The 26881-nt window shown below is 72.5% G+C and carries 24 protein-coding genes; 9 read left to right on the top strand and 15 right to left on the bottom strand.

The window, feature by feature from the left end; genetic code table 11:
• Positions 1-45 precede the first annotated feature (45 nt).
• From ABD262_RS02105 to ABD262_RS02095, 3 genes are all read right to left on the bottom strand, one after another.
• A complete protein-coding gene (locus ABD262_RS02105; protein ID WP_344130409.1) occupies positions 46-282 on the bottom strand; it encodes a hypothetical protein in 237 nt (78 codons plus the stop codon).
• Between the two features lie 147 nt (positions 283-429).
• Positions 430-2634, bottom strand: coding sequence for an ATP-dependent DNA helicase UvrD2 (locus ABD262_RS02100; protein WP_344130406.1), 2205 nt, complete (start codon positions 2632-2634; stop codon positions 430-432).
• A gap of 57 nt (positions 2635-2691) precedes the next feature.
• Positions 2692-3141, bottom strand: a complete 450-nt coding sequence (locus ABD262_RS02095; protein WP_344130403.1) for a PPOX class F420-dependent oxidoreductase — start codon at positions 3139-3141, stop codon at positions 2692-2694.
• A 97-nt stretch (positions 3142-3238) separates the two neighbouring features.
• Here ABD262_RS02095 and ABD262_RS02090 point away from each other — a divergent pair, with 97 nt between their 5' ends.
• Positions 3239-3508 (top strand): glutaredoxin domain-containing protein, encoded by a 270-nt coding sequence (locus ABD262_RS02090; RefSeq protein WP_344130400.1) that lies wholly within the window; start codon positions 3239-3241, stop codon positions 3506-3508.
• 154 nt (positions 3509-3662) lie between these two features.
• Here ABD262_RS02090 and nudC read toward each other — a convergent pair whose 3' ends face one another.
• Positions 3663-4640, bottom strand: coding sequence for an NAD(+) diphosphatase (gene nudC, locus ABD262_RS02085; RefSeq protein ID WP_344130397.1), 978 nt, complete (start codon positions 4638-4640; stop codon positions 3663-3665).
• A gap of 41 nt (positions 4641-4681) precedes the next feature.
• On the opposite strand from nudC, the gene ABD262_RS02080 reads away from it, so the two are divergent.
• Positions 4682-6055 carry a phosphotransferase gene (locus ABD262_RS02080; RefSeq protein ID WP_344130394.1) on the top strand — a complete coding sequence of 458 codons (1374 nt, stop codon included), beginning with the start codon at positions 4682-4684 and terminating at the stop codon, positions 6053-6055.
• A gap of 51 nt (positions 6056-6106) precedes the next feature.
• Here the strand turns inward: ABD262_RS02080 and ABD262_RS02075 are convergent, their stop codons facing one another.
• The 4 genes from ABD262_RS02075 to moeB all read right to left on the bottom strand — a co-directional run bounded on the left by ABD262_RS02075 (position 6107) and on the right by moeB (position 14422).
• The gene (locus ABD262_RS02075; RefSeq protein WP_344130391.1) at positions 6107-9538 is read right to left on the bottom strand and encodes an ATP-dependent helicase; all 3432 of its coding nucleotides are present in this window, start codon (positions 9536-9538) and stop codon (positions 6107-6109) included.
• Positions 9538-12741 (bottom strand): ATP-dependent helicase, encoded by a 3204-nt coding sequence (locus ABD262_RS02070; RefSeq protein WP_344130388.1) that lies wholly within the window; start codon positions 12739-12741, stop codon positions 9538-9540. The genes ABD262_RS02075 and ABD262_RS02070 overlap by 1 nt, the downstream gene beginning before the upstream one ends.
• A gap of 75 nt (positions 12742-12816) precedes the next feature.
• Positions 12817-13155 carry an MGMT family protein gene (locus ABD262_RS02065; protein WP_344130385.1) on the bottom strand — a complete coding sequence of 113 codons (339 nt, stop codon included), beginning with the start codon at positions 13153-13155 and terminating at the stop codon, positions 12817-12819.
• Positions 13156-13213: 58 nt separating this feature from the next.
• Entirely contained in the window at positions 13214-14422 is a 1209-nt protein-coding gene (moeB, locus tag ABD262_RS02060) for a molybdopterin-synthase adenylyltransferase MoeB (protein WP_344130382.1), read from the bottom strand.
• Positions 14423-14512: 90 nt separating this feature from the next.
• On the opposite strand from moeB, the gene ABD262_RS02055 reads away from it, so the two are divergent.
• From ABD262_RS02055 to ABD262_RS02045, 3 genes are all read left to right on the top strand, one after another.
• Complete coding sequence (locus tag ABD262_RS02055; RefSeq protein WP_425564824.1) at positions 14513-15154, top strand: TetR/AcrR family transcriptional regulator; 642 nt, start codon at positions 14513-14515, stop codon at positions 15152-15154.
• Positions 15155-15308: 154 nt separating this feature from the next.
• Complete coding sequence (locus ABD262_RS02050) at positions 15309-15530, top strand: DUF3107 domain-containing protein (protein WP_344130376.1); 222 nt, start codon at positions 15309-15311, stop codon at positions 15528-15530.
• A gap of 181 nt (positions 15531-15711) precedes the next feature.
• Positions 15712-15978, top strand: coding sequence for a GlsB/YeaQ/YmgE family stress response membrane protein (locus ABD262_RS02045; protein WP_344130373.1), 267 nt, complete (start codon positions 15712-15714; stop codon positions 15976-15978).
• A 58-nt stretch (positions 15979-16036) separates the two neighbouring features.
• Here the strand turns inward: ABD262_RS02045 and ABD262_RS02040 are convergent, their stop codons facing one another.
• Complete coding sequence (locus ABD262_RS02040; RefSeq protein WP_344130370.1) at positions 16037-16729, bottom strand: ferritin-like fold-containing protein; 693 nt, start codon at positions 16727-16729, stop codon at positions 16037-16039.
• A 211-nt stretch (positions 16730-16940) separates the two neighbouring features.
• Between ABD262_RS02040 and ABD262_RS02035 the strand changes: the two genes are divergently transcribed.
• Positions 16941-18497 carry a DEAD/DEAH box helicase gene (locus ABD262_RS02035; RefSeq protein ID WP_344130367.1) on the top strand — a complete coding sequence of 519 codons (1557 nt, stop codon included), beginning with the start codon at positions 16941-16943 and terminating at the stop codon, positions 18495-18497.
• A 96-nt stretch (positions 18498-18593) separates the two neighbouring features.
• Here the strand turns inward: ABD262_RS02035 and ABD262_RS02030 are convergent, their stop codons facing one another.
• Complete coding sequence (locus tag ABD262_RS02030; RefSeq protein WP_344130364.1) at positions 18594-19640, bottom strand: NAD(P)-dependent alcohol dehydrogenase; 1047 nt, start codon at positions 19638-19640, stop codon at positions 18594-18596.
• 114 nt (positions 19641-19754) lie between these two features.
• A complete protein-coding gene (locus ABD262_RS02025) occupies positions 19755-20534 on the bottom strand; it encodes a ParA family protein (RefSeq protein ID WP_344130361.1) in 780 nt (259 codons plus the stop codon).
• A gap of 227 nt (positions 20535-20761) precedes the next feature.
• Between ABD262_RS02025 and ABD262_RS02020 the strand changes: the two genes are divergently transcribed.
• The gene (locus tag ABD262_RS02020) at positions 20762-21685 is read left to right on the top strand and encodes a hypothetical protein (protein WP_344130357.1); all 924 of its coding nucleotides are present in this window, start codon (positions 20762-20764) and stop codon (positions 21683-21685) included.
• Between the two features lie 10 nt (positions 21686-21695).
• Here ABD262_RS02020 and ABD262_RS02015 read toward each other — a convergent pair whose 3' ends face one another.
• The 4 genes from ABD262_RS02015 to ABD262_RS02000 all read right to left on the bottom strand — a co-directional run bounded on the left by ABD262_RS02015 (position 21696) and on the right by ABD262_RS02000 (position 24539).
• The gene (locus tag ABD262_RS02015) at positions 21696-22604 is read right to left on the bottom strand and encodes a RecB family exonuclease (RefSeq protein WP_344130354.1); all 909 of its coding nucleotides are present in this window, start codon (positions 22602-22604) and stop codon (positions 21696-21698) included.
• A gap of 10 nt (positions 22605-22614) precedes the next feature.
• Positions 22615-23232: a MarC family protein gene (locus tag ABD262_RS02010; protein ID WP_344130351.1), complete on the bottom strand. Its 618-nt coding sequence runs from the start codon at positions 23230-23232 to the stop codon at positions 22615-22617.
• Positions 23229-24089, bottom strand: coding sequence for a PHP domain-containing protein (locus ABD262_RS02005; RefSeq protein WP_344130348.1), 861 nt, complete (start codon positions 24087-24089; stop codon positions 23229-23231). The genes ABD262_RS02010 and ABD262_RS02005 overlap by 4 nt, the downstream gene beginning before the upstream one ends.
• A gap of 75 nt (positions 24090-24164) precedes the next feature.
• Positions 24165-24539, bottom strand: coding sequence for a YciI family protein (locus ABD262_RS02000; protein WP_344130345.1), 375 nt, complete (start codon positions 24537-24539; stop codon positions 24165-24167).
• A gap of 202 nt (positions 24540-24741) precedes the next feature.
• Here ABD262_RS02000 and ABD262_RS01995 point away from each other — a divergent pair, with 202 nt between their 5' ends.
• Complete coding sequence (locus ABD262_RS01995; protein ID WP_344130342.1) at positions 24742-25269, top strand: MaoC family dehydratase; 528 nt, start codon at positions 24742-24744, stop codon at positions 25267-25269.
• Between the two features lie 86 nt (positions 25270-25355).
• Positions 25356-26879: a glycerol kinase GlpK gene (gene glpK / locus ABD262_RS01990; RefSeq protein ID WP_344130339.1), complete on the top strand. Its 1524-nt coding sequence runs from the start codon at positions 25356-25358 to the stop codon at positions 26877-26879.
• The last annotated feature ends 2 nt before the right edge of the window (positions 26880-26881 follow it).

The raw sequence follows: 26881 nt of genomic DNA, 5'->3' as shown, positions 1-26881 counted from the left end.
GGATATCGGGTTCCGCGGCCTCGGAGAGGGCCTGCTGGCTGTGGCCTAGACAGGTGGTTCTCCGAAGGGACGGAACGCGAGATCCTTGGTGGCACCGAAGCCGCCGACGTAGGACGTCGGAACCGGGGCATCGGTGATCACACGGATGGCGGTGGGCGCGGGCACAGTGGTCCCCTGGACCCATCCACGGCTGCCTGCGAGGAGGACACGGCCGACCTCGGGGCACACGGAACGGACGCGGGACATGTGAGTCGCGTCGATCGTCATCGTGATGTTCTCCATGGGGCCTACCCTCCTTCGTCTGCTCGTGGCTGCCAGCGCATTGCGCGAGACACCCTGGGCTGGTGTGTTGGTCCAGAGTAAGGGACGCCCCAGCGGGGCAGCAACGCATTTATCGAGATTTCCTGCAAAGAATTGGTGAACGAACGCCTATTCGTCGGAATCTGTTGCGGCAGAACGACTTTCGAGGACGGATTCGACATCCTCGCCGCTGATGAGGGCCAGCACCTGCGCGCCGTAGAGCCCGAGCTTGCGCGCCCCGACCCCGGAGATCTGGGCCAGCTCGCCCTCCGAGCCGGGCTCCCGCTCGGCGATCACGGTGAGGGTGGCGTCGGTGAACACGACGTAGGCCGGCACGCTCGCCTCTCGCGCGACGGCCAGCCGCCAGGCCCGCAACCGCTCGAAGGTGGCCTCGGAGTAGGTCGGCGGGCAGGTGTCGCAGCGGCCGGTCTTGCGCTGGGCCGCGGTGGTCAGCTCGGTGCCGCACGAGCGGCAGTGCGCGGGGAGCGCCGGCTTGAGGGCCTTGCCCCGCCCGCCCTTGCCCGCGCCCACCTTGCCGGCGCTGTCTGTTGGTCGACGCCGCGGTTGGGACCGCGCTCCGTCGCCGAGGATGCTCGCTGCGCCGTCGAGGAAGCGCGACGGCCGACGGCTGGCCCGTGCCCCGGGGGTGCGGGCGCCCGCCCACGACAGCCGCAGCTCACGCCGGGCACGGGTGACCCCGACGTACATCAGCCGTCGTTCCTCCTCGATGGCCTCGGGGGTCTCGGCCATCATGATCGGCAGGTAGCCGTCGGAGACCCCCGCCAGGAACACGACGTCCCACTCCAGTCCCTTGGCGGCGTGCAGCGACGCGAGGGTGACGCCCTGCACGGCAGGGGCGTGCTGGGCCGAGGCGCGCTCGTCCAGCTCGCGGATGAAGTCGGGGAGGCGGGCCTCGGGGCTGGTCACGACGAGCTCGTCGGACAGCGCGGCCAGGGCGCTGAGCGACTCCCAGCGCTCCCGCCCCGCGCCACCCGAGCCCGGCGCCTCCCGGGTCCAGCCGGCGCCGAGCAGGACGTCGCGCACCAGCTCGGGCAGGGGCTTCGACGCGTCGTCGGACCGGGCCGCCCCGCGCAGCAGGAGGATCGCGTCGCGCACCTCGCGGCGGGAGAAGAACCGCTCGCCGCCCCGCACGAGGTAGGGCACCCCCTGGTCGGCGAGGGCCGACTCAAAGGCCTCGGACTGGCCGTTGGTGCGGAACAGGATGGCCATCTCGGCCGGCGACACCCCTTCGGCCACCCGCTTGGCGACCTCGGCGGCGATGGCCGCGGCCTCGCTCGGGTCGTCGGGGTGGGCGGTCAGGACCGGCGTCGGTCCGTCCTCGCCCTGGGCCTGGAGCACCACCGCGTTGCTGCGCATCGCCCCCGACGGCCCCCGCACGACGAGGTTCGCGAGGCCCACCACCTGCGGCGTCGAGCGGTAGTTGCGCACCAGCCTGACCACCTCGGCCTTGGGGTGGCGGGACTGGAACTCCAGGAGGTGACGAGGGCTGGCGCCGGTGAACGAGTAGATCGTCTGGGCCGGGTCACCCACCACGCAGAGGTCGTCGCGCTCCCCCACCCACAGGTCGAGCAGCCGCTGCTGGAGCGCGTTGACGTCCTGGTACTCGTCGACGACGAAGTGGCGGTACTGCGAGCGGACCGCCCGCGCGATGTCGTCACGCTCGGCGAGGATCCCGACCGTCAGGAGGAGCACGTCCTCGAAGTCGATCACCCCTCGCTGGGTCTTGACCTGCTCGTAGGCCTCGAGGACCCGTGCCATCGCCGTGGCGTCCAGGCCGGGCGGCTCGCGGCGCGCGGCCCTGGCCCCCGCGGCATACGTCTCGGGGGTGAGCATCGACACCTTGGCCCACTCCACCTCGGCGGCGAGGTCACGGATGGCGGTGCGGTCGCGCGCCAGGTCGAGCCGCAGCGAGGCCGCGGCCTGGGCGACCGCGGCCGCCTTCTGGCTCATCACCTCGGGAGCCGCGCCACCGATGGCCTGCGGCCAGAAGTAGTGCAGCTGTCGCAGCGCCGCGGCGTGGAAGGTGCGCGCCTGCACGCCGGCGACCCCGAGGGTGCGCAACCGGGTGCGCATCTCGCCGGCCGCGCGTGCGGTGAACGTGACCGCGAGGACGCGCTGGCCCTGGTAGGCGCCGGAGTGGACGCCGTAGGCGATCCGGTGTGTGATCGCCCGGGTCTTGCCGGTGCCGGCGCCGGCGAGCACGACCATGGGCCCCAGGGGGCGCGCCGCGACCTCGCGCTGCTCGGGGTCGAGGGCGTCGAGGATCGCGTCGGCGGAGGAGTGCACGGGTATGCCGTGGGGCTGGGAAGGCATCGCCGCGATCCTGTCATGGGCGACCGACGACGATGGCCACGGGACCGGACACCGGCGTCACTGCACCAAGCCGTAGACCCGGGTCACCCGCAGCCGCAGGATCCGGCGACCGTCCCGCACCATGGCCCGCCGGTAGTCGTCCCAGTCGGGGTGGTCCTCGCCGCGGATGGTCCGGTACAGCTCGACCAGCTCCTCGACCACCGCGTCGTCCTCGGCCCGGGCCACCGGTGAGAAGTCCGCATCGCCCTCCAGCACGGCGTACGACCAGCCGTCCCGCGAGGTGACCATCAGCGAGCCCCTCGGGTCGCGCAGGAGGTTGGCCACCTTGGCCCGTCCGTCCACGACCGACACCCGCACGGTCGGGGCCGCGGGGGCGCTGCGGTCGAGGGCGAAGTTGACCATCGACAGCTGGGGTCGTCCGTCCCGCTTGATCGCGGCGAGCGCTCCGAGGTTGCGGCCGCCGGCCAGGGAGAGCAGGGCAGTGTCGAACGTCGGGGTCTGGGCCATGGGACATCATGGTCACAGAGGTCACACCACGGCGAGGAAGAACGCGCTGCGGCTCGTGGTTGTATGGCGTGACAGTCTCCGACCCCTGAAAGAGATCATGAGCGCCAGCGCCCTGAAGCACCCCTCGCCCGGTTCCGTCACCATGTTCAGCACCTCCTGGTGCGGCTACTGCAACCGCCTCAAGGCCCAGATGGGACGTGAGGGCATCGCCTTCACCGAGGTGAACATCGAGGATGTGCCGGAAGCCGTGCAGTTCGTCATGGACGCCAACGACGGCAACCAGACCGTCCCCACGCTGCTCTTCCCGGATGGCTCGTCGGCCACCAACCCCTCGATCCATGAGGTCAAGAAGCGCCTCGCCTCCTGATCGGGCGGACCACACAGGCACCAGACCCCGGCCGGGTGGCCGGGGTCTCGCCATGTCCGCCTGGTCCCCGACGAGGTAGGTACGGCGCGGTGACCGGGTGCGTCTTTCGGGTGCGTCCGTCGGGCGCGTCCGTCGGGTGCGTCGCCGCGCCGCGTCAGTCGGGGGCGACCTGGGCCAGGTCGTGCCCGAGCCAGCGCTCGATCAGCCGGCGCGCGATCGACAGGCGGGTGGAGGGGCTGACCTCGCCGGCAGCGAGGATCTCGCGGTACTCCTCGCGCGTGAACCACCGCGCCTCGGCGATCTCCGACTCCTGGAGCCGGAGCTCCCCGCCGGTGGCCCTGGCGGTGAAGCCGACCATGAGGGAGTTCGGGAACGGCCACGGCTGGTCGCCGAGGTACTCGACGCCGTGGACCTGCAGGCCCACCTCCTCGTGCACCTCTCGGGCGACCGCCGCCGCAAGGCTCTCCCCCGGTTCGAGGAAGCCGGCGAGCACCGAGAAGCGACCGGCTCCCCAGCCTGCGCCCCTCGCGAGGAGCAACCGGTCGCGGTCGTCGACGACCGACATGATCACCGCGACGTCGGTGCGCGGGTAGTGCTCGCTGCCGTCGCGGCCGCACCGGCGCAGCCAACCCGCCTGGATCGGCTCGGTGGGATGCCCGCAGCGTGGGCAGTGGCCGTGGGTCGCGTGCCAGTTGGCGAGCGCGAGGGCCGTCGCGAAGATCGTGGCATCACGGTCGGACAGGTCGGCCCCGACCTGGCGCAGCCCACGCAGCCGCTCCCAGACACCTCCGTCGGGCTCCTCCACCTCGGGTGCCGGCCGGGCCACGGCGAGGTATGCCGTGCCGTCGCCGTCCTGACCGAGGAACAGGACCAGCGCGTCGGCATCCGCGGCAACCGGGGCGCGCAGGTCCAGGACCGGTGCTGCCGCCGAGCCGTCGCCGTCGCTCCGGACCGGACGGTCTCCCCCAGCCATGAGCACCGGGACCCGGTCGCCGTGGACCTCCAGGACCCGGGTCGAGGGGTCGGCGAGGAGCCGGACGAGCAGGTCGGGCTCGGCACGCAGCTCCGCATGACGGTCGAGACCGGGTCGGGCGAGCGCGAGATTCGGGAGAGTTTCGGTCAGGAGGCCCACGCCTCCACCCTAGGCGCGCCCGCACGGCATACGGTGACCGTGTGGACCGCAGCCCCCTCTTCCTCGCAGCGCTCGCGAGCGCTGCCGTGCCGGGGCTCGACCCGGCCAGCGTCGAGGCGCTCCCCGGCACGCCCGACCACGCCGACCAGGCCAACGGCTACGACGTCGCGTTCGTCCAGGACACCCAGCACCGACGGTGGGTGGTGCGGGTGCCCCGCAGCCAGGCCGCTGCCGCCCAGATGGAGTCGACGTTCGGCCTGCTCGCGCTGCTGGCCCGGCGGTTGCCGTTCAGTGTGCCGACCCCGAAGGGGTTTGCCGCCCTGAAGGAGGGCGGCCGAGCCGCGATCTACCCCTACCTGCCCGGACAGAACGTCGACTTCGCGCAGCTGCCCGCCGGGCCGGGCCTCGCCGCCGAGCTCGGCCGGTCGATCGCCGCCCTGCACAACGCCGACCACGGCCTGTTCGACGAGGCCGGGCTGCCCGCCTACGACGCGGACACCTACCGCACCCGCCGGTTGAGCGAGCTCGACCGTGCCGCCGCCACCGGGCACGTGCCGACCGGACTCCTCGCGCGCTGGGAGAAGCTGCTGGAGGACGTCACCCTGTGGCGGTTCGCGCCGACACCGACGCACGGTGACCTGACCGGCGACCAGGTGCTGGTGGTCTTCGACGACGACAGTGACGCCGCCAGTGGCCGGGTGAAGGCGTTCACCGGCTGGGAGGACGCCAAGGTCGCCGACCCCGCGGACGACTTCTTCGCCCTGGTCACGCAGACCTCGGGACCCGCCCTGGAGACCCTGATGGAGGCCTACGCGCACGCCCGCGCCGAACGCCCCGACGCCCACCTGCTCACCCGGGCCCGGCTCTCGGCGGAGATGCGGACGCTCTCGCAGCTGAGGTCCGCCGTGTCGGGCGGCGACCGGCTGCAGGTCGAGCGACTGGCCTCGGCCCTGCGCCGCCTCGACGAACGGGTGCACGCCGAGGAGGAGGCCGCGAACGACTACCGGCGTGCCGGCGCTGGTCCCGCCCAGAGCAGCCCGGTGCTGGTGCCCCCGGTCATCGACGACGCGGAGGACGACGAGGAGGACGACGTCGAGGTGATGTTCGGCCGGACGGCCGACCCCGAGGACGACGACAGCGCGGCCGACCCCGACGAGGGGGACGACGACGCGGCCGACGCCGGTGAGGGGGACGACGACGCGGCCGACGCCGACGACAGGGACGACGACGAGGGGGACGACGACGAGGAGACCCTCCCGGCCGAGGTCGACACGGGGTCCGAGGACCCGGTCGGGTCCGGATCAGCCGACGACGTCACGGCCGAGATCGACGTGAGCTCGCTGCGCCGCCCCCAGGCGATCGAGGGCGACGACCCGGGCCCGGAGTACGAGCCCGGCTACGACCCTCGTCCCTGACGGGCAGTCCCAGCGCAGCCCCGCACCGCGCCGAGAACCAGCGCGGTCGACCTAGGCGTCGGGGACGGACTCCAGCAGAGCGGTGAGGGCCGAGTCGTCGGGCAGCTCGGGCCAGACCGTCTCGCCGGTGCCCGCGTAGTAGAACGCCGCGTCGACCTCGTCGAGACCGAGCCCGCGCAGGCGGGCGAAACCCACCCGGTAGGCGGCCAGCTGGAGCGCCCGCGAACGGGCGGACTCGCCGCTGGGCTTGGCGCCCGTCTTCCAGTCGACGATGGTGAAACCGCCCCCCGGCCGCGGGAACACCGCGTCGATCCGGCCGCGGACCGCGATCCCGTCGATGACGGTCTCGACCGCGATCTCGATCTCCGCGGGGGTGCGCAGCACCCACTCGCTGGCGAGGAAGCGCTCCTTCATGAGGGGCAGGTCCGCGTCGTCGCCGGGGTCGTCGTCGGCGCTGCCGGGCAGGTCGAGGATGTCGACCATCGCGGCCTGCGCGTAGTGCTGCTCGACCCACGCGTGGAAGGCCGTGCCGCGGCGTGCGGCGAGCGCCGGTGGCTCGGGCATCGGCCGACGCAGGGCGGACGCGAACCTCGCCGGGTCCTGCGCCAGGCTGACGACGGCCGAGGCCGACAGGTGGCGCGGCATCAGGACCGTGACGTCACCGCGGTGCGCCAGCCTGCGCCGCTCCTCCAGCAGCAGGTCGAGCTCTTCCAGCACGGTCATGGCGTCGCCCGGCAGGGGGAACATCGCCTGCTCCGCGAGCGTCGGCACGGCACCCTCGCCGGCGCGCTGGCCCGCGACCGCCGCGCGCACCGCCTCGGCTCCTGCGGCCAGCGCAGCCCGTCGGTGGGCCAGCGGGTCTGCGGGCCACTGGACGCTGACGGCAGCGGCGGCCGTCGGGTTGACCGCCTCGGCGGGCAGCGCCGGGTCGGGCAGGTCGACCCACGCGAGGCGGGTGACCGGCAGCGCCGGCTCGGCCTCGACCACCTCGAGCAGGAAGCGGGACGTCACCTTGGGCGTCTTGCCGTCGGTCCAGACCGGGGCGGTGAGCAGCATGTCGGTCCGGGCCCGGGTGAACGCGACGTAGGCGAGGCGTCGTTCCTCGTCGACCCCGTGGTCGCCGCCGGCCCGCAGGAACCGCTCCACCCGAGTCTCCATGTCCTTCCAGTCGCCGGCGCCCTCCCAGTCGAGCAGCGGCAGCCCGTCACGGTCTCCCCGCAGGGCGTAGGGGATGCCCCCGTCGGACAGGCCTCCGATCCAGCCGCGCTGCTTCGGGTCGGACATCGTCCACGCCGTGCCGTTCGAGCGGCTCGCGGCCGAGGCCAGCGCCGGGAACGAGCCCTCGACCAGCCCGGGGACCGCCACGGCATCCCACTCCAGACCCTTCGCGGCGTGGATCGTCAGGATCTGCACGGCGTCGGACGACGCCTCGATGTAGCCCTTGTCGAGCCCACGCTCCTCCTTCAGCGCAGCCGCCAGCCAGGCCAGGAAGCCACCGAGGTTGGGTCGGTCGGCACTGACCGTGAACGTCGCGGCCACGTCGGCGAACGCGTCGAGGTGGGCTCGGGCCGCGGCCGGGGTGTACCCCTCGCGGGCCAGCACCTCGATGTCGAGCCCGAGGGCGCGCTCGGCCTCCCCCACGAGGTCGGCCAGTGGCAGCGCCGACAACGAGCGCAGCCTGCGGATGGCCTGCTGCAGTGCCCGCAGCCGGGCGAGCCCCACGTCACTGACCCGCTTGCCGTCCCAGCTGGTCCACCCCGGCCGCGGTGGGTCGTCCACGGCCTCGACGATGCTCACCCGGTCGGAGCTGTCCGGGGACTGGTCACGCACCGATCGCGAGACCGGGCCCGCGTCGGTGCTGCCGCGGGCGGCCCCGGCCGTCCCGATGACCGCTCCCTCGGCGTCATCGTCGTCGTCGGGGGCCGACCGGTCGTCGATGCCGAGGCGCAGGTCCTGCTGGTGACGGGCCCACGCCATCAGCCCGTCGAGGTCGGCCGCCCCCAGGCGGCAGAGCGGACCGGTGAGCAGGCGCATCAGCTGGTCGCCGCGGCTGGGGTCGTGGACGACGTGGAGCAGGGCGGTGACGTCCTCGACCTCGGGCGTGAGCAGCAGCCCGCCGAGACCGACCACCTCGTAGGGCACGCCCCTGGTCTCGAGCGCGTCGATGAGGGGCGCGAACTGCGATCGCTTGCGGCACAGCACGGCTGCCGACTTCGCGCCTGCCGCCCGCCGCTGCGCCAGCCACTCGGCGACCAGCGCCGCCTCTTCACCGGCTGTCTCCACCCGCGCTGCCACGACCCGGCCCGGGCCCGCGCCCTCGCGGGCGACGAGCTGGTCGACCGGCACGGTCGAGCGCTCGCGCAGGGGTTCGGCCACGGCGTTGGCCACGTCGAGCACCGCCCGGTCGTTGCGCCAGCTGGTGGCCAGCGGGAGCACCGGAGCCAGCCCTCCGGGGCCACCGAAGGCCCGCCGGAACTCGCTGAGGGTCGTGGCACTGGCGCCGCGCCAGCCGTAGATCGACTGGTGCGGGTCGCCGACCGCGGTGACCGGAGACGGCTCGCCCGGCGCGACGAACAGCGACTGGAGGAGCTGGAGCTGGGCCGCGGAGGTGTCCTGGAACTCGTCGAGCAGGACGGCCCCGAACCGTTCGCGCTCGATCTTCCCGATGTCCTCGAACCCGATCGCCAGCTTTGCGGCCAGCGCCATCTGGTCGGCGAAGTCCATGGCGTCCCGGGTGCGCTTCAGCGTGAGGTAGCGCTCGACCATCGGCAGCACCCCGGCGCGGGCCAGGAGCTGCTCGCGCATCTTCTTGACCTCACCGGGCAGGTCCTTCCCGCGCGCTCCGGTGTGCGGGGGCAGGGACGCGAGCGCGGCGAGCACCCGCTCGAGGTAGGCCGCCACGTCACCCACGTCGACGAGGTGCTCGGCCATCTCACCGGCGAGGTCGACGACGGCAGCGGTGACCGTCGACTCCGCGAAGCGGACCTCGTCCATCGGGCCGTCGTAGGCGGCCACGACCTCCGACGCGTACTGCCAGGCGGCCGCCTCGGAGAGCAGCCGCGACTCGGACTCGTAGCCCAGCCGCAAGGCGTGCTCGCGGACCAGCCGACCGGCATACGAGTGGTAGGTGGACACGGTGGGGGTGCCGCCCAGCACCTCCGCACCGGTCTCCGCGTCGTCGGTGCGGGGGTGCCAGACGTCGCGCTGCTGGAGCAGCCGCAGCCTCGCGCCGATGCGTTCGGACAGCTCGGTGGCGGCCTTGCGGGTGAAGGTCAGGCCGAGCACCTGGTCGGGCTCGACGAAGCCGTTGGCGACCAGCCAGACCACCCGGCCGGTCATCGTCTCGGTCTTGCCCGAGCCGGCACCGGCGACGACGAGCAGCGGGGACATCGGCGCCTCGATCACCCGCACCTGCTGGTCGGTCGGCTCGGGCTGACCGAGCGCGGCGGCGATCTCCTTGGCGGACAGCTGCGGACGCGGCATCAGAGCACCCGTCCCTCGGGCTGGGCAGGGCAGGAGGACCGCACCTGGCAGAGCTTGCACCAGTCGCCCACGGTGGCCTGGAAGGTGGCGCCCGCCATCCCCTCGGCCGTGCTCGTGACGAGCTCGGCGGCCCACTGCGGCTCCGGGTCGGCGCTCAGCGGACCCTGGGTCTGCAAGGTGGTCTTGACCAGGGCGGCCTTGCCGACCTGGAGCAGCGCCGCCCCGGCCGACCGGTCGCCCAGCTCACCGAAGGCGCCGCGCTCGACGCCCAGCTGGTAGGCCCCCAGCTGCGGGTGGCGGTCCAGCTCCTCGGTGCGGGGCTTGCTGCTGCCGGTCTTGTAGTCGACCACCCGCAGGGCCGTGCCGTCGGGCGTGCCCTCGATCCGGTCGACCTTGCCGCTGAGCACCGCCCGTCCGAGGACGACCTTCATGTCGACCTCGGCCCCGAGCCGGACCCAGCCCCCGGCGCGGGCCTCGTCGAAGTAGGTGGCCAGCCGCCGGACCATGCCGTGGGCCTCGTGACGCTTGCGGTCGGACACCCAGCCGGCCGGCATGCCGAGGCGTCCCCACCGGGCGTCCACCTCGGCCACGAGGGTGTCGGCGTCGACGTCGCCGAGCTCGGCCGCGATGTCGTGCACCAGCGTGCCGATGTCGGCAGCGCCGACCGACGGGCCGTCGCCCCCGACGGAGCCCAGCATCCAGCGCAGGCCGCAGTTGCCGAAGGACTCCACCTTGCTCGGCGAGACCCGCACCTCCTGGTCGGGCTCGCGCAGCGGTCGGTCGTCGGACAGCTCGCGCAGCACCCACCACTGCGCCGGGTCGGCCCCGGGCACGCCTTCGTGGGTCAGCCGGGCCAGCGCCGCCACCGCGGTGCGACGCACTGTGGCGTCGTCCGAGACCAGCTGCCGGCGCAGCTCACCCACCAAGCTCGGCAGGGTCATCGTGCGAGCGACCTCAGCGAAGGGCCGATCTCCCTGTGTCGCAATGGTTTCCGGGTCGACGACGTCGAGGTAGACCGAGGGCTGCTCGTCGTCGGAGCGCACTGCGGTCACCACCACGCGGTCGCTGGCCCGGGTGAGCGCGACGAGGAACGACCTGGTCTCGTCGTAGCGCACGGCGGCCTGCGCGGCCCGGAAGGTGCCCGCCCGCCCCGTCACGACGTCGACCAGGTGCTCCGAGCCCAGCAGTGAGCCGCGCAGGCGCAGGTCGGGCCAGACGCCCTCCTGCACACCCGCCACGACGACGAGCTGCCACTGCCGACCTGCGGCCGCCTGCGGAGTCGTGACCGTCACGGACTCCCCGACCGGCGAGCGCGCCACCAGGGTGTCGCCGGGGATGTCCTGGCTGCCGATGTGGGTGAGGAACTCCTCGGGCCCGGCCTGCGGGAGTCGGTCGACGAACTTGGCCGCGGCGTCGAACAGCCCGACCACGGCGTCGAGGTCGCGGTCGGCACGGGCAGCTCCGGCGCCCCCGGCGAGGGCGGTGGCCTGCCACTCGGCACCCAGCCCGGTCGCGGCCCACATCGCCCACAGCACCGACTCGGCGCTGACCCCGGCCTCCCACCGCCAGACCGGTCCGGTGGGGGTGTCGTCGACCTGCCCGCGGGCCGCCTTGACGCCGGCCGCGATCGTCGCAGCGACCCGTCTGGCCGGCTGGCCCTCGGGCCCCACCTCGACGAGGGCGCCCGGCGCGAGGAGCGCCTCGGCGAGCAGCTCGTCACTGGTGCGGCCACCCCCGCTCTCGAGCTCGAGCCGCCGCAGCGCGCGCCGCAGCCGGCGCAGCCCCACCGCGTCGGCGCCGCCGATCGGCGACAGCAGGGTGTCGACGGCGACCTGGGGAGACAACGGCTCCTCGACCCCGCGGGCCCGGTCGAGCACGACCTCGAGCAGGCCCAGCAGCGGCCGCACCGCCACCTCGTCGCGGACCGGCAGGTCGGTGGACGTGCCGGCCACCGGGACCCCCGCGGCCATCAGCACCCGCCGCAGCGTGGAGGTGCGTCCCTGGCCGCGCACGATGACGGCCATCTCCGACCACGGGATGCCGAAGCGCAGGTGTGACTCGCGCAGCTCGGCCGCCACGTGGCTCGCCTCCTGGCTCACCGCCCGCAGCAGCCGCACGTCGACGCGACCCCCCGCACGCCCTGCCGCCGCCCCCCGCTGGATACCACCGGCGAGCGCACCGATCTTGGGGGCCACCCTGGCGGCCGCGTCGACGACCGCCTGCGGCAACCGGTATGCCGTGGGCAGCACGAGGGTGCGCGGCGCACCGCCCGCCGGGTCGTCGCCCCGCCGACCGTCCGAGGCGGTGGCGCCCAGGTGCACCCACCCGTCGCTCAGGTGGCGGGGGTCGGCGCCGCGGAACGTCTGCACCGCACTGTCGGGGTCGCCCAGCAGGACGAGGTCGAGCCCGGGGGAGACGACGGTGCGCAGCAGCCGCGCCGCCGCCGAGGTGAGCTCCTGCGCGTCGTCCACGACGACCAGCCGCAGCCCGTCGACCAGCCGGGCGCGGGCGGCCGGGTCCTCGTCCAGGAGGTCGGCCGCGGCGCCCAGGATCCAGGCCGGGTCGTAGGCGCCGGGTGCGGACAGCGCCGTGACCTCGTCGTACTCGGCGAGCACCTCGGCCGCCGCCACCCACTCGGGTCGGTCGTGCTCGCGGCCGAGCCGCGCCAGGTCGTGCGGCTCCAGGTCGTGCTCCACCGCGCGCATCAGCAGGTCGCGCAGCTCGCCGCGGAAGCCTCGCGTGCCCATGGCGAGGTGGACGCGCTCGGGCCACGCAGGCCCGGTGCCCTCGGCGGCGTGACCGGCCAGCAGCTCACGCAGGATGACGTCCTGCTCCGGCCCGCTCAGCAGCCGCGGGGTCGGGTCGCCGCGCAGTGCCGCGGCCTGGCGCAGGATGCCGAACCCGAGCGCTTGGTGGGTGCGGGCGAGGGGCTCGGTCGAGGTGCCGCCCAGCCGGGCGGTGACCCGCTCGCGCAGGCTGCCGGCCGCGACGCGCGAGGAGGTGAGGATCAGGCACTGGTCGGGCGTGGCCTCGCCCGCCTCGACCCGGGAGACCACGGCCTCGATGGCCGTGGTGGTCTTCCCGGTGCCGGGGCCGCCGAGGACGCGCAGCACCCCACCGCGGTGGGCGAGGGCGGCCAGCTGGACGTCGTCGAGCGGCGGGGCCTCGACCACCACGCTCGGGGCGCGGCGGAGGGTCAGCACGGCTTCATCCCACCATCCGTGACCGACAGCGCCGCGGACGCCGTGCCGGGTCGCGACGACCTTCTCGCCCGTCGTTCACCCGGTCGGCGGCACAGGTGCCTGCGCCTCCAGCCAGCGGGCCCGGGTGAGGTCCACCCGGCGCCCGTCGACCTGACCGCGCACCAGTGGCGTGCCCTCCTCGCGGTAGTGCGCGAGTGCCTCGTCCTCGAGCCCCTGCGGGAAGTAGCCGCCGGAGCGGATGACCCGCCACCAGGGCACGTCCGAGCCGTAGCGAGCCATGACGGTGCCGACGCCGCGGGCCCCGCCGCGCCCGAGCAGCTCGGCGATGTCGCCGTACGTCATCACCATGCCCTCGGGGATGGTGTCGACGACCTCGAGCACGTCGTCCGCGAACTCGCTCGGGGCGCCGCTCACCCGCCCCGCCTGCGTCACCATCGCCGTACCACCTCGCCGGCCGCACCCACCCGAGGCATCAGTAGACCGGGAGGCTCGGGTCGACGTCGTGCACCCAGGCCAGCACGCCGCCCGCGAGGTTCGCGACGTCGGTGCGGCCGGCCGCGGCCAGGAGCCCCGCGGCCTCCGCAGACCGGACCCCGGACTTGCACAGCAGCACCACCGGGGTGTCCGCGGGCAGCTCGCCGACGGCGGTCCCGTCACGGAACCGGTCGAGGTGCAGCGCCCGCGACCCGGGGATGGACACGACGGCGCGCTCCCCCGGCTCACGCACGTCGACCAGCTCGAACGTCCGGTCACCGCGCTGCCGCTCGGCCAGCATCTGCGCGAGCTCGGTCGCCGAGACGTCGGCGAAGCCTGGCCCCGCGCCCTCCTGCTCCGCGCGCACGTCGGAGGCGCCCGGCATACCGCAGAACTGCTCGTAGTCCACGAGCGAGGTGACGGTCGGGGACTCCCCGCACACGGGGCAGTCGGGGTCGGCGCGCACGGTGAGCGTGTCCCAGGTCTGGCGCAGGGCATCGTGCACGAGGAGGCGGCCGACCAGCGGATCGCCTTTCCCCACCACGAGCTTCAGGGCTTCGGCCACCTGGACGGAGCCGATCGCGGCGCACAGGACACCGAGCACCCCGCCGGTCGCGCAGGACGGCACGGCGTCGGGCGGCGGCGGGTCGGGGAAGACGCAGCGGTAGCAGGGACCGTGGCCGGCGAACCACACCGACACCTGGCCGTCGAACCGGTAGATCGAACCCCAGACGTGCGGCAGCCCCAGGAAGACGCAGGCGTCGTTGACGAGGTAGCGGGTCGGGAAGTTGTCGGCGCCGTCGAGGACGACGTCGTAGTCCGCGAGGATCCCCAGGGCGTTGTCGGCGGTGAGCCGCAGGTCGTGCCGCACGACGGTGACCAGCGGGTTGATCGCCGCGACGGTCTCGGCGGCCGACTCCGTCTTGGGACGCCCGACGTCCGCCACGCCGTGGACGACCTGGCGCTGGAGGTTCGAGGCGTCGACCACGTCGTCGTCGACCACCCCGATCGTGCCGACGCCGGCCGCCGCGAGGTACATCAGCGCCGGGGACCCGAGGCCCCCTGCACCGACCACGAGGACCCGCGCGTTGGCCAGGCGGCGCTGGCCCTCGACGCCGATCTCGGGCAGCAGGATGTGGCGGGCGTACCGGGCCTTCTGCTCGGTGCTGAGCTCCGGTCCGGGCGCGACCAGCGGTGGGATCGCCATGTGATGCAGGTTACCCACCCGTACGATGTCCTCGACAGCGCCGTCAGGCTGCACCACGCCGAACGCCGCACCATCGAACAGAAGGCCACCATGTCGATCCGAGCAGTTCCAGGCACCGACAACGCCCGCGGCCAGCGCCTCCCGCGTTCGGCCCGCCGCGCGCAGCTCCTCGAGGCCGCCCAGGCCGCCTTCGTGGAGTCCGGCTACCACGCCGCCGCGATGGACGACATCGCCGACCGGGCCGGCGTCTCCAAGCCGGTGCTCTACCAGCACTTCCCCGGCAAGCTCGAGCTCTACCTGGCGCTGCTCGACAAGCACAGCGAGGCGCTCGAGCAGCTGGTCCGCGAGGCGCTCGCGTCCACCCACGACAACAAGGAGCGCGTCTACGCGACCATCGCCGCGTACTTCGACTTCGTGTCGCGCGACGGTGCGGCGTTCCGACTCATCTTCGAGTCCGACCTCACCAACGAGTCCGCCGTGCGCAACCGCCTCGACGCGGTCGGCCTGGTGTGCGCCGAAGCCGTGGCCGAGGTCATCGCCGAGGACACCGGGCTGACCGACGAGGACGCCTCCCTGCTGGGCATGGCACTCACCGGGCTGGCCCAGGTCAGCGCGCGGCACTGGCTCGCCCAGGGGTCCGACGTCCCCAAGGACGAGGCCGCCCTCCTGATGGGCGCGCTGGCCTGGCGGGGGCTGGGCTCGTTCCCCAAGGTGGGCGGGGAAGGTTCCTGACGCAGCGCTGGTTAGCCTTGTCGACAGATCCGCACGCGCAGGTATGCCGCGTGACCGCCGTGGACCGTGACCGCCCCGCCCAGGGTCGCCGCGCGTCCACACCAAGAGCACCCGGGTCATCCCACCCGGGCTACTGCAGAAGAGAGGAACCACCGTGGAGGTCCGCATCGGTGTCCAGAACGTCGCCCGCGAGGTCGTCTTCGAGTCGAACCAGGGCGCGGCAGAGGTCGCCGCAGCCGTGAGCGCATCGCTCGAGAACGGCACCGTCCTCACGCTGACCGACGACAAGGGTCGCCAGCTGCTGGTTCCCGCGGCGGTCCTGGGCTACGTCCAGATCGGCGAGTCGGAGAAGCGCGGCGTCGGTTTCGGCGTCTGACTGCCGGGCCACCGGCCACGATCTCTAGACAACGCGCTGACCTGCGCAAACGCGGCGAGGATCGTATCCGCACTGTGACGCGACACGCCGGGGCCATAGGTGCGGTTTGACGTGGTCCGTGGTGGGGTAGGGACGCAACGCGAACGGTCAGCCGCTCGCTCACACGAAAGTGAGGCAGCACATGGAGATCATTGGCGTCATCATCGCGGGAGCCATCATCGGCGCCCTCGCCAAGCTCGTCATGCCCGGTAAGCAGGCCGGCGGGATCATCATCACGATCCTCCTCGGCATCGTCGGCGTCATCATCGGTTACTACCTCGCGGCGGCGCTCGGCGTCGAAGCGACCAAGGGCATCGACTGGATCCGATGGATCATCAGCATCATCGTCGCGGTCGTGCTCATTGCGATCTATGGCGCGGTCACCGGCCGAAGGAACACCACGGTCTGACCACCACCGCCTCACACGGAAGGGCCCCGTCCACGAGGACGGGGCCCTTCCGCGGTGCTCAGGCGGCGAGGCCGAGACGACCCATCCGCCGGGTGTGCTCGTCGGTCAGCCGTGCGAACATCCGCCCGAGCTCGGCCAGGTCGGCGCTCGGCCGGTCCGGTCCGCCGACACCACCCACGAGCAGGGAGGCCAGGGCGTCGCGTTCGACGGCCACCTGCTGCGCCTGCGAGAGCGCCTCGCCCACGAGCCGGCGGCCCCAGAGGGCCAGCCGCCCCGCGATCTTCGGGTCGGCCTTGATGGCCTCCCGCACGACCTTGACGACGAACTCGGCCTGGCCGACGTCCTCCATCGCGGAGTGCACCAGCGCCTGGGTCGAGGGGTCGACGTAGGCCGCGATCTCGCGGTAGAAGTCGGTCGCGATCCCGTCGCCGACGTAGGCCTTGACCAGCCCCTCGAGCCAGCTGCTCGGCTTGGTCCGCTCGTGGAAGGCGTCGATCGGCGCGATGAACGGGGCCATCGCCTGCTCGGGGTCGATGCCCATCTCGTTGAGCCGCGCCACGAGGATCTCGTAGTGCCGGAACTCCGCGACGGCCAGGGCCGCCACGGCAGCCTTGAGCGGCTGGGTGGGTGAGAGCTCGCTGTCCCCCGCCAACCGGGTGAACGCGGTGAGCTCGCCGTAGGCCAGCACCCCGAGCAGGTCTGCGACCGCGTCGCGGTACTGCGGGTCGGCCAGCCAGTCGTCCGTGGTCATGCCCGTCACCCTAACGGCGCCCGGCGCCCCGGTCGTCGATGCGGGGATGGCGGGCCGCTCGGGCTAGACTGCGCAGGTCAAAGGTGCCCGGTCGGCACGAATCAGCCGCGGACCCGCTCCGCGACCCCGCTCACGAGCTTGACGAAGACCTCCGATCGGCCCGCTGTGCGAGCGCGCCCCCTCTGGGTGTGCCCCCGATCGAGAGAACTTCATGACAGAGACCACCACGGACGCGGCTGTGCCCGCGGACGTCACGTTCGCGGACTTCGACGTCCACCCCGACATCGTCGCGTCCCTGGCTGACGCGGGGATCCTCAACCCCTTCCCCATCCAGGCGATGACCCTGCCGGTCGCCCTCGGCGGCCACGACATCATCGGCCAGGCCAAGACGGGCACCGGCAAGACGCTCGGCTTCGGCGTCCCCATGCTCAACCGCACGATCGCGCGTGGTGACGAGGGCTGGGACACCTTCCCCCACGCCGGCAAGCCCCAGGCGCTCGCAGTCGCCCCGACGCGTGAGCTCGCGGTGCAGGTCGCCAGCGACCTCGAGCGGGCCGGCAAGCGCCGCGGCATCCGCGTGCTCACCGTCTACGGTGGCCGCGCCTACGAGCCGCAGATCGAGGCGCTGCGCAACGGCGTCGAGATCGTCGTCGGTACGCCCGGGCGGCTCATCGACCTGGCCAAGCAGGGTCACCTCGACCTCTCGCACTGCAAGTCCGTCGTGCTCGACGAGGCCGACGAGATGCTCGACCTCGGCTTCCTCCCCGACGTCGAGAAGCTGCTCGCGCTGACCTCTCCGGCGCGTCAGACGATGCTCTTCTCGGCCACCATGCCGGGCGCCGTCGTGGCCCTGGCCCGCCGCTACATGAGCCAGCCGACGCACATCCGCGCGATGGGTGACGACCAGGAGAACGCCCACACCGTCAAGGCCGTCGAGCAGTTCGTCTACCGCGCCCACGCGATGGACAAGGTCGAGATGCTGGCCCGCATGCTCCAGGCCGAGGGCCGTGGCCTGACCATCATCTTCAGCCGCACCAAGCGCACTGCCGCCAAGGTCGCCGACGACCTGATCGACCGTGGCTTCGCCGCGGCCCCGATCCACGGAGACCTCGGGCAGGGCGCCCGCGAGCAGGCCCTCCGCGCCTTCCGCAACGGCAAGGTCGACATCCTCGTCGCCACCGACGTCGCAGCCCGCGGCATCGACGTGGACAACGTCACCCACGTCATCAACTACCAGTGTCCCGAGGACGAGAAGACCTACCTGCACCGCATCGGCCGCACCGCTCGCGCGGGGAACACCGGCATCGCGGTCACGTTCGTCGACTGGGACGACCTGCCGCGCTGGGGCATGATCAACAAGACCCTCGACCTCGGCATCCCCGAGCCCGAGGAGACCTACTCCTCCTCCGAGCACTTCTACGAGCAGCTCGACATCCCGCGCACCGCCAAGGGCCGCCTGCCGAAGGCCGCGCAGAAGCTCGCCGGCCTTGGCGCCGAGGTGCTCGAGGACCTCGGCGAGACCGGCAAGTCCAGCGGTCGTCGCCCGGCTGCCGGTGGTCGCGGTGGACGCGACGGCGCCGGACGCGACAGCGCCCCCCGTGGTGGTCGCGACGGTGGTCGTGAGGGTCGCGGTGGCGAACGTCGCGGCGACGCCGCCCCCGCAGGCCCGAGCGAGACAGACGCCGCCAAGCCGCGTCGCAACCGCAACCGTCGCCGCACCCGTGGCGGCGCGACCGGCGCGACCGGGGAGACCAGCACCCAGGCCTGACCCGGCCCACCCACCACGAACAGGTATGCCGCGTGGCTGGGCCACGCGGCATACCTGCGTCTGGGGTGGGGTGCGGCCGGTGGTCGGCCGGGTGCCTCAGGCCCCGATGGTGGCGGTGTCGATGACGAAGCGGTAGCGCACGTCGGAGGCCACGACCCGGTCGTAGGCCTCGTTGACCTGGTCGGCGCTGATCGTCTCGATCTCGGCCGCGATGCCGTGCTCCGCCGCGAAGTCGAGCATCTCCTGCGTCTGCGGGATGCCACCGATGTTCGAGCCGGCGAGCACCTTGCTCCCGCCGATCAGCGAGAAGGCCTGGAACGAGCTGGGCTCGCTCGGCGCACCCACGTTGACCATCGCGCCGTTGGGCTTGAGCAGCGCGAGGTAGTCGTCGAACGGCAGGTTCGCGCTGACCGTGTTGAGGATCAGGTCGAACTGGCCGCGCAGGTCCTCGAACGTCGCCTCGTCCTTGGTGGCGCGGTGGTCGACGGCGCCGAACCGCGTGCTGTCGGCCTGCTTGGCGGTCGACTGGCTGAGCACCGTGACCTCGGCCCCGAGGGCGGCGGCGAACTTCACCCCGAGGTGCCCGAGGCCACCCAGGCCCACGACGGCGACCTTGGTGCCGGGACCGGCGCCCCAGCGCTTGAGCGGGTTGAAGGTGGTGATGCCGGCGCAGAGCAGCGGAGCCGCGACGTCGAGCTCGAGGGCGTCGGGGATGCGGACGGCGAACCGCTCGCTGACGACGACCTGCTGGCTGTAGCCACCCATGGTCTCCTCGCCGTCGTAGCCCTTGCCGTTGTAGGTCATCACGGCACCCCTGACGCAGAACTGCTCCTGGCCGTCCTTGCAGAACTCGCACTCACCGCAGGAGTCGACCATGCAGCCGACGCCGACGCGGTCGCCGACCTGGTAGCGGGTCACGCCGTCGCCGACGGACGAGACGATCCCGGCGATCTCGTGGCCGGGGACCATGGGGAAGATCGCACTCCCCCACTCCTCACGGACCTGGTGGATGTCGCTGTGGCAGATGCCGGCGTAGGCGATGTCGATGGTGATGTCGTCGTCACGCAGGTCGCGGCGCTCGATGGTGGTCGCTGTGAGCGGGGCGCCTGCGGAGGCGGTGGACAGTGCAGCTGTGCGGGACATGAGTCTCCTCAGGGGTTGGGTTCAGTCACCGTCTGGGGACAAGTCCCTGCCCGGTCCTGCTATTCCGCACCGCTGCCGATCGTCAGCCCGGGTGGCCGGCTCTCGTCCGCATGCTCACAGCTTCTTCGCGAGCCCCGCCGCCACGTCCCGGTAGGCCTTCGCGCCCTTGGACGTGCGCGACGTCGCCAGGATCGAGCGCCCGACCGCGGGCGCCTCCGCGAAGCGGACCGTCTTGGGGATCGGCGGGTCCAGCACGGGGAGGTCGTAGCGCTCGCCCACGTCGGCGAGGACCTCCCGAGCGTGGTTGCTGCGGCCGTCGAAGAGGGTGGGCAGGATCCCCCACACCACGAGGTCCTTGTTGAGGATCCGCTGGACATCCACCACCGTGTCGAGCAGCTGGCCGACACCGCGGTGGCTGAGCATCTCGCACGGCATGGGGATGATGAGTGCCTGGCTCGCGGTGAGGGCGTTGAGGGTCAGCACGCCCAGGCTCGGTGAGCAGTCGAGCAGGATCACGTCGTACTCGTCCCGCACCTCCTCCAGCGCCGTGCGCAGGACGTACTCCCGGCCGGGGCGCGGCAGCAGCTGCGCCTCGGCGCCGGCGAGGTCGATCACGCTCGGGACCAGGTCGACCCCGTCGTCGCACGCGACCCGCACCTCGGTGATGGATGCGCGGCCGAGCAGCACCTCGTTGATCGAGCTGCCCACCGCGTCGGGGTCCACGCCGAGGCTGAAGGTCAGGCAGGCCTGGGCGTCGAGGTCCACCAGGAGCACGCGCTTGCCTTGCTCGGCGAACGCCGCGCCCAGCGAGGCGACGGACGTCGTCTTGGCGACGCCACCCTTCTGGTTGGCCACCGAGACGATCGTGGCCGGCTTCGTGCGTGTCCTGGCCACCAGTGGCCGCCCTTCTTCTGTGCTTGCCCGAGAGATGCGTATGCCGGTGGGCCAAGTCTGTCAGGTGGGTTCGCCGTCCCCGGTCGACCCCACCCGGAGCGAAACCTACCGTTCTCCGGGAATCCCGCTCCTGCGTCTGTATCGTTGAGGCTTCAAGAGCTTCGGTGCCCGGGTGGTCGCACGGGCCGACACATCGGCAGGCAGCGCCCGGCGCAGGGGGTGGCAGCATGACAGCAGGGGACGCCGCCAGCGGCGCCACCCGCGACAGGTCGCGCCCCGGCAACCCGGATGGCTTCTCCGACACCCTGCGCACGGCCATCGCCGCCAGTGGTCGGAGCCTGGAGTCCCTGCGCCGCAGGCTGGCCGAGCGCGGGACCCCCGTCAGCATCGCCACCCTCAGCTACTGGCAGTCCGGTCGCAGCCAGCCGCAACGTGGGTCGTCACTGCGCGCCGTGCTGCACCTCGAGGAGCTCCTCCAGCTGCCCCACGGGCACCTGCTGGACCGGATCGGACCCCGTCGTCGGCCGTTCGTGCCGCAGCCGGCGGTCGTCGCGGTGGGCCTGCCCATCGACCACCCCGACGCCGAGCTGGCCCTGGCCGACCTGGCCTTCGGCGCCACGCCGGACCTGGTCGACGTGACCATCCACGACACCCTCGACGTGGACGAGCAGGGCGTCGAACGCGTCCGGACGATCCGCAACGTGGTGCGGGCGGTGCGACCGGGCGCCCGGCGCCTGCCCGCCCTGCTCACCATCGACGTGCCGAGCGGGGAGCGCGCCGAGTTCGCCCCGGTGAGCGGGTGCACCATCGGTCGGCAGGTGTCGCGCCCCGAGGTGGGGGTCTTCGCAGCCGAGCTCGTGCTCGACCGCGCGCTCCGGCTCGGCGAGACCGCCGCGGCCGAGCACCGGGTCCTCCTCCCCCGTGACCTCGGCTCCAGGCACAGCATCGAGTACCTCCTGGTGCGCGAGGTCGTCGAGCTGATGATCTGGGTGCGCTTCTCCCCCGCTCGGCTGCCCTCCCGGGTCGTCACCTACAGCACGCTCGGCGGCCGGACCCTGTCCACCCCCGTCAACCTCCACGGGTCGACGAGCGTGCAGCACGTGCTGCACCACGTCGGGCCGGGAGTGGTCGGGGTCCGCTGGGAATGGTGAGCGCGGACGCTCAGCCAGTGCTCGTCAGGCCCGCGGCCCCCGCGGGAGCCGGTTGCTCGAGGGCGGCCCAGTCGGACTTCTCCGGCCCGAACGACTGTCCCGCCGGGCAGTGGGCGCGGAAGTCGCACCACTGGCAGATCGGGCCGACCTTGGCCGGGAAGCGGCTCGAGTCGACGCCGACCTCCGCGTAGTCCTCCTCCGCCCTGCGGGCCTCGCGAGCGATCGACTCGGCCTCGTCGATCTTGCGCTTGAGCGACTCACCGGTGTGCTCGTGGCCGGCGACCGACCCGCTCGGGAGGTGGTGGAGCTCGACCCGGACGCACTTGCGCCGGAACATCTTCCACACGGCCGCGGCGTAGAGGGCCAGGGGGAGCGACGTCCGCGCATCGTCGTCGGTCGGCCGCCACCGGCTCATCTTGTAGTCGACCACGGCCAGCTCGCCGGCTCGGTCGTCGAGCCGGTCGATCCGGCCCTGCAGCGTGAAGACCTCCGTCTTCAGCGAGACGGTGCGCTCGATGCCCAGCGGCTGGTGCGCGGGGTCGACGTCGTCGAGGTAGGCGACGACCTGGCCCTGGGCGCGCTCGCGCCACTGGTGCGACTGGTCCGCGTCGCGGAAGCCCACGTCGATCCACGACGTGCGCACCAGCTCGGCACCGGCTGCCGGTGAACGCTGCTCCACCGGCAGGTCCCACCAGTCGCGCAGGGCGTTGTGCACGGCCACCCCGACCGAGGTGTGGGCCCGCTGCGGGCGGGACGCCGGCGCCGGCCGGTCGAGGTACTGCATGCGGTAGCGGCGCGGGCAGTCGACCCACGCCAGCAGCTTGCTCGGGCTGGCGCGGAACAGGCGACGCGGCATACCCGAGAACTCCTGCTGGACGCCGGGGCCGGCCGCACCCTCGCCCGTCGCACCGGTGGCCATGGCGCCCACGCTAGGCGGTGCCGGTGACAAAGGCCCGGATGCTGTCGGCGACCATCTGCACGGCGATCGCCGAGAGCAGGAGACCGGCGATCCGCGTGACGAGCACCGTGCCGCTGTCCTTGAGGACGCGGTGCACCTGGCTGGCGAAGCGGAAGAACAGCCAGACGACGAACATCGTGGCGACCAGACCGGCGGCGACGGCGAGGTAGTCGCCGACCGCGTCGGCGCGCTTGACCTGGAGCATGGTCGCGACGATGGCACCCGGACCGGCCAGCAGCGGGGTGCCCAGCGGCACGAGAGCGACGTTGACCCCGGCGTCGGCGTGCTGCTCCTGTTCCGACCCCGTCAGCAGCTGGAGCGCCACGAGGAGCAGCAGCAGCCCACCCGCACCCTGGAGGGCCGGCAGGGAGATGTGCAGGTAGGTGAGGATCTGCTGCCCGAAGACGGCGAAGAGCACGATGACGCCCAGCGCCACGAGGGACGCCCGACGGGCCGCCGCGACCTTCTGCTTCTGGGTCAGCGACGACGTCAGCGCGAGGAAGATCGGCAGGGCGCCGGGCGGGTCCATGATCACCAGGAGGGTCACGAAGACCGAGCCGAACGTCTGCAGGTTGATGATGTCGTTCACGCGCGTGCCGCCCTGACCACGTCGATTCCGCTGGTTGCCTGTTCCTCGATCTGCGCGAGCACCCGCGGGGTGGTGGTGTTCTCGCCGAGCCGGTTCTCCTTGCCCGCGCCGTGGTAGTCGCTCGACCCGGTCACGAACAGCCCCAGCCGCGCCGCGAGCTCGACCGCGTGGGTGCGCTCCTGAGGAGTGTGGTCGCGGTGGTGGGCCTCGAGCCCGGCCAGGCCGGCGTCGGCCATCCGCTCGATGACCGAGTCGTCGACGGTCCAGCCGCGACCGTTCGCGAACGGGTGCGCCATGACCGGCACCCCGCCCGCCGCGCGCACCAGCTCGACGGCGCGCACCGGGTCGGGGGCGTAGTGGGAGACGTAGTAGCGGCTGCCGTTGCGCAGGACGTCGGTGAAGGCCTCGTCGCGGGTCCGCACGAAGCCGCTCGCGACGAGGGCGTCGGCGATGTGGGGGCGGCCCATGGTGGTGCCCGGACCCGCCTGCGCCCGCACCTCCTCGACCGTCACGGGTATGCCGTCGGCGGCCATCAGCTCCACCATCCGGTCGATCCGGGTCACCCTCGAGTCGCGGGCCCGGTCCAGCTCGTGCAGCAGCCCGCTGGCCTCGGGGTCGACCAGGTAGGCGAGCAGGTGGACGCTGATCCCCCGCTCCGAGCACGACACCTCCACCCCCCGCACCAGGTCCACCCCGAGCTCCGTCGCGGCGGCTGTGGCGGCCGGCCACCCGGCATACGTGTCGTGGTCGGTGAGGGCCACGACGTCCAGACCGGCCCGTGCCGCCTGGGCCACGACGACGTCGGAGGGCTCGGTGCCGTCGCTCGCGGTGGAGTGGGTGTGGAGGTCGATCGGCACGAGCCAAGGGTAGGGCCCGCGCGGGCCACGACCGGACGACCCCCGGGCTCGGTGCACGGGGGTCCGGTCAGGCCGTCAGGAGGCGACCGGACGCAGCTCGACGGTCTCGCCCGGGCCGGAGAACTTCTCCGCCACCTCCTCGGCCCGCTCCTGGCTCGCGACGTCGATGAGGAAGAACCCGGCGAAGTGCTCGGTCGTCTCGGCGTACGGCCCGTCGGTGATCTTCCGTCGTCCAGCCGACCAGCGGAACAGCCGCGCCTCCTGTGGGCTGCCGAGGGCCTGACCACCCAGGAGCTCGCCCCGGTCGGAGAGGTCCGCCAGGACCGAGTCGAAGTCGGACGCGAGCTTCGCGCGCTCCTCGACGGACAAGGCCTGGTGCTCGGGGAGGAAGTCGCTCGTCGGGTGCCCCCACGGCTGGGGGTTGGAGTGCATGAGGATGACGTACTTCATGGGATGTCCCTTTCGGGGAGGGTTGGCCGTGCGGCCCTGTCACTACCCTGACGGCTCGCTGACCGCGCTCTCGATCTTTCGGCCGAGAAACTTCGGGGAGTCTCGTGGTCGCATCGCCCGGGAGCAGGCCACGGTCTGTCGGGTCCGCTGTGAGGGAACGCACGCGGCATACCGGTGTCCACCGGGTGCCACGCTCGGCAGGATGGGGACCATGCAATTCGGACGCAGCTACGAGGAGTTCGAGGTCGGCGCGGTCTACAAGCACTGGCCCGGCAAGACGGTGACCGAGTACGACGACCACCTGTTCTGCCTGCTCACGATGAACCACCACCCGCTCCACCTCGACGCGAACTACGCGGAGAACACCACGCAGTTCGGGAAGAACGTCGTGGTCGGCAACTACATCTACTCCCTGCTGCTCGGGATGAGCGTGCCCGACGTCTCCGGCAAGGCGATCGCCAACCTGGAGGTCGAGTCGCTGCGCCACGTCGCACCGACCTTCCACGGCGACACGATCTACGGCCAGACCGAGGTGCTCGCCAAGTGGGAGTCGACCTCGAAGGACGACCGCGGCGTGGTCCAGGTCGAGACCAAGGGCTACAACCAGGACGGCACCCTGGTGTGCATCTTCCGCCGCAAGGTGATGGTGCCCAAGGAGAGCTACCTCGCGGCCCGCGGCGGGGAGCAGCCCGGTCGCCCCGAGCTGGTCGAGCCTGCCCCCAGGGACTGACCCCGAGGACTGACCTCGAGGACTGACCCCGCGACCGCGATCCTGGACCATGGGCTTCCGGGCTCCTGGCTGAGTAGGGTCGCGACATGGCCGATTTCGTTGGTGCCGTTGACCAGGGAACGACGAGCACCCGCTTCATGGTGTTCGACCACGACGGCGCCGAGGTGGGGCGGCACCAGCTCGAGCACGAGCAGCTCATGCCCCGGGCCGGCTGGGTCGAGCACAACCCGCTCGAGATCTGGGAACGCACCCAGACCGTGATCGGCTCGGCCCTGTCGAAGCTCGACCTGCAGCCCTCGGACCTGTCCGCGCTCGGGATCACCAACCAGCGCGAGACCACGGTCGTCTGGAACAAGCGCACCGGCCGGCCGCTGCACAACGCGATCGTCTGGCAGGACACCCGCACCGACCGCATCGCCCGCGCGCTCGACCAGTCCGGCCAGGGCGACGTCGTCCGCGAGCGCGCCGGCATCCCACCCGCGGCGTACTTCTCGGCGGGCAAGGTCCAGTGGATCCTCGAGCACGTCGACGGCGCCCGGACCGCCGCCGAGCGGGGCGACGCGCTCTTCGGCACGATCGACACCTGGCTGCTCTGGAACCTCACCGGCGGCATCGACGGCGGGGTGCACGTCACCGACGTCACGAACGCCAGCCGCACCATGCTCATGGACCTGCGCACCCTCGACTGGGACGAGGAGCTGCTCGGGTTCTTCGACATCCCGCGCCAGATGCTGCCGACGATCCGGCCGAGCTCCGACCCCGAGCTCTACGGCCTGACCCGTGCCGGTGGCCCCCTCGGCGGCGAGGTCCCGCTCGCCGGCGACCTCGGCGACCAGCAGGCCGCGACGGTCGGCCAGGTGTGCTTCGCGCCGGGCGAGGGCAAGAACACCTACGGCACGGGCAACTTCATGATCCTCAACACCGGCACGGAGATCGTGCGCAGCAAGTCAGGGCTGTTGACCACCCTCTGCTACCAGTTCGGCGACGCCGAGCCCGTCTACGCCCTGGAGGGCTCGATCGCCGTCACCGGGTCGGCGGTGCAGTGGCTGCGTGACCAGCTCGGGATCATCTCGGGGGCCGCGGACATCGAGCGCCTTGCCAAGCAGGTCGACGACACCGGTGGCCTGTACTTCGTCCCGGCCTTCTCCGGGCTGTTCGCCCCCTACTGGCGACCCGACGCGCGGGGCGCCATCGTCGGCATGAGCCGGTTCAACACCAACGCCCACCTGGCGCGGGCCACCCTCGAGGCGATCTGCTACCAGACCCGCGACGTCTCGGACGCGATGACCAAGGACAGCGGGGTCGAGCTCGAGGTGCTGAAGGTCGACGGTGGCGTCACCGCGAACGACCTCTGCATGCAGCTGCAGTCCGACATCCTCGGGGTGCCGGTGTCCCGTCCCGTGGTCGCCGAGACGACTGCGCTCGGCGCGGCCTACGCTGCTGGTCTGGCCACCGGTTTCTGGTCAGGCACCGACGAGCTCCGCGCCAACTGGCAGGAGTCGAAGCGGTGGACACCGACCTGGTCGGACCGGCAGCGGGCCGACGGGTATGCCGGGTGGCGCAAGGCCGTGCAACGCACCCTTGACTGGGTGGACGTCGACGAGGGGTAGGA

This window comes from Pedococcus bigeumensis, from assembly GCF_039531795.1.
Classification (GTDB): domain Bacteria; phylum Actinomycetota; class Actinomycetes; order Actinomycetales; family Dermatophilaceae; genus Pedococcus; species Pedococcus bigeumensis.
This window is presented reverse-complemented; position numbering and strand designations above follow the sequence as displayed.

Bases quoted from the DNA above. Each gene is read 5' to 3' on its own strand.
- ABD262_RS02105 (WP_344130409.1), bottom strand. From the start codon at position 282: ATGGAGAACATCACGATGACGATCGACGCGACTCACATGTCCCGCGTC.
- ABD262_RS02100 (WP_344130406.1), bottom strand. From the start codon at position 2,634: ATGCCTTCCCAGCCCCACGGCATACCCGTGCACTCCTCCGCCGACGCG.
- ABD262_RS02095 (WP_344130403.1), bottom strand. From the start codon at position 3,141: ATGGCCCAGACCCCGACGTTCGACACTGCCCTGCTCTCCCTGGCCGGC.
- ABD262_RS02090 (WP_344130400.1), top strand. From the start codon at position 3,239: ATGAGCGCCAGCGCCCTGAAGCACCCCTCGCCCGGTTCCGTCACCATG.
- ABD262_RS02075 (WP_344130391.1), bottom strand. From the start codon at position 9,538: ATGCCGCGTCCGCAGCTGTCCGCCAAGGAGATCGCCGCCGCGCTCGGT.
- moeB (WP_344130382.1), bottom strand. From the start codon at position 14,422: ATGGCGATCCCACCGCTGGTCGCGCCCGGACCGGAGCTCAGCACCGAG.
- ABD262_RS02055 (WP_425564824.1), top strand. From the start codon at position 14,513: ATGTCGATCCGAGCAGTTCCAGGCACCGACAACGCCCGCGGCCAGCGC.
- ABD262_RS02045 (WP_344130373.1), top strand. From the start codon at position 15,712: ATGGAGATCATTGGCGTCATCATCGCGGGAGCCATCATCGGCGCCCTC.
- ABD262_RS02040 (WP_344130370.1), bottom strand. From the start codon at position 16,729: ATGACCACGGACGACTGGCTGGCCGACCCGCAGTACCGCGACGCGGTC.
- ABD262_RS02035 (WP_344130367.1), top strand. From the start codon at position 16,941: ATGACAGAGACCACCACGGACGCGGCTGTGCCCGCGGACGTCACGTTC.
- ABD262_RS02030 (WP_344130364.1), bottom strand. From the start codon at position 19,640: ATGTCCCGCACAGCTGCACTGTCCACCGCCTCCGCAGGCGCCCCGCTC.
- ABD262_RS02020 (WP_344130357.1), top strand. From the start codon at position 20,762: ATGACAGCAGGGGACGCCGCCAGCGGCGCCACCCGCGACAGGTCGCGC.
- ABD262_RS02015 (WP_344130354.1), bottom strand. From the start codon at position 22,604: ATGGCCACCGGTGCGACGGGCGAGGGTGCGGCCGGCCCCGGCGTCCAG.
- ABD262_RS02000 (WP_344130345.1), bottom strand. From the start codon at position 24,539: ATGAAGTACGTCATCCTCATGCACTCCAACCCCCAGCCGTGGGGGCAC.
- ABD262_RS01995 (WP_344130342.1), top strand. From the start codon at position 24,742: ATGGGGACCATGCAATTCGGACGCAGCTACGAGGAGTTCGAGGTCGGC.
- glpK (WP_344130339.1), top strand. From the start codon at position 25,356: ATGGCCGATTTCGTTGGTGCCGTTGACCAGGGAACGACGAGCACCCGC.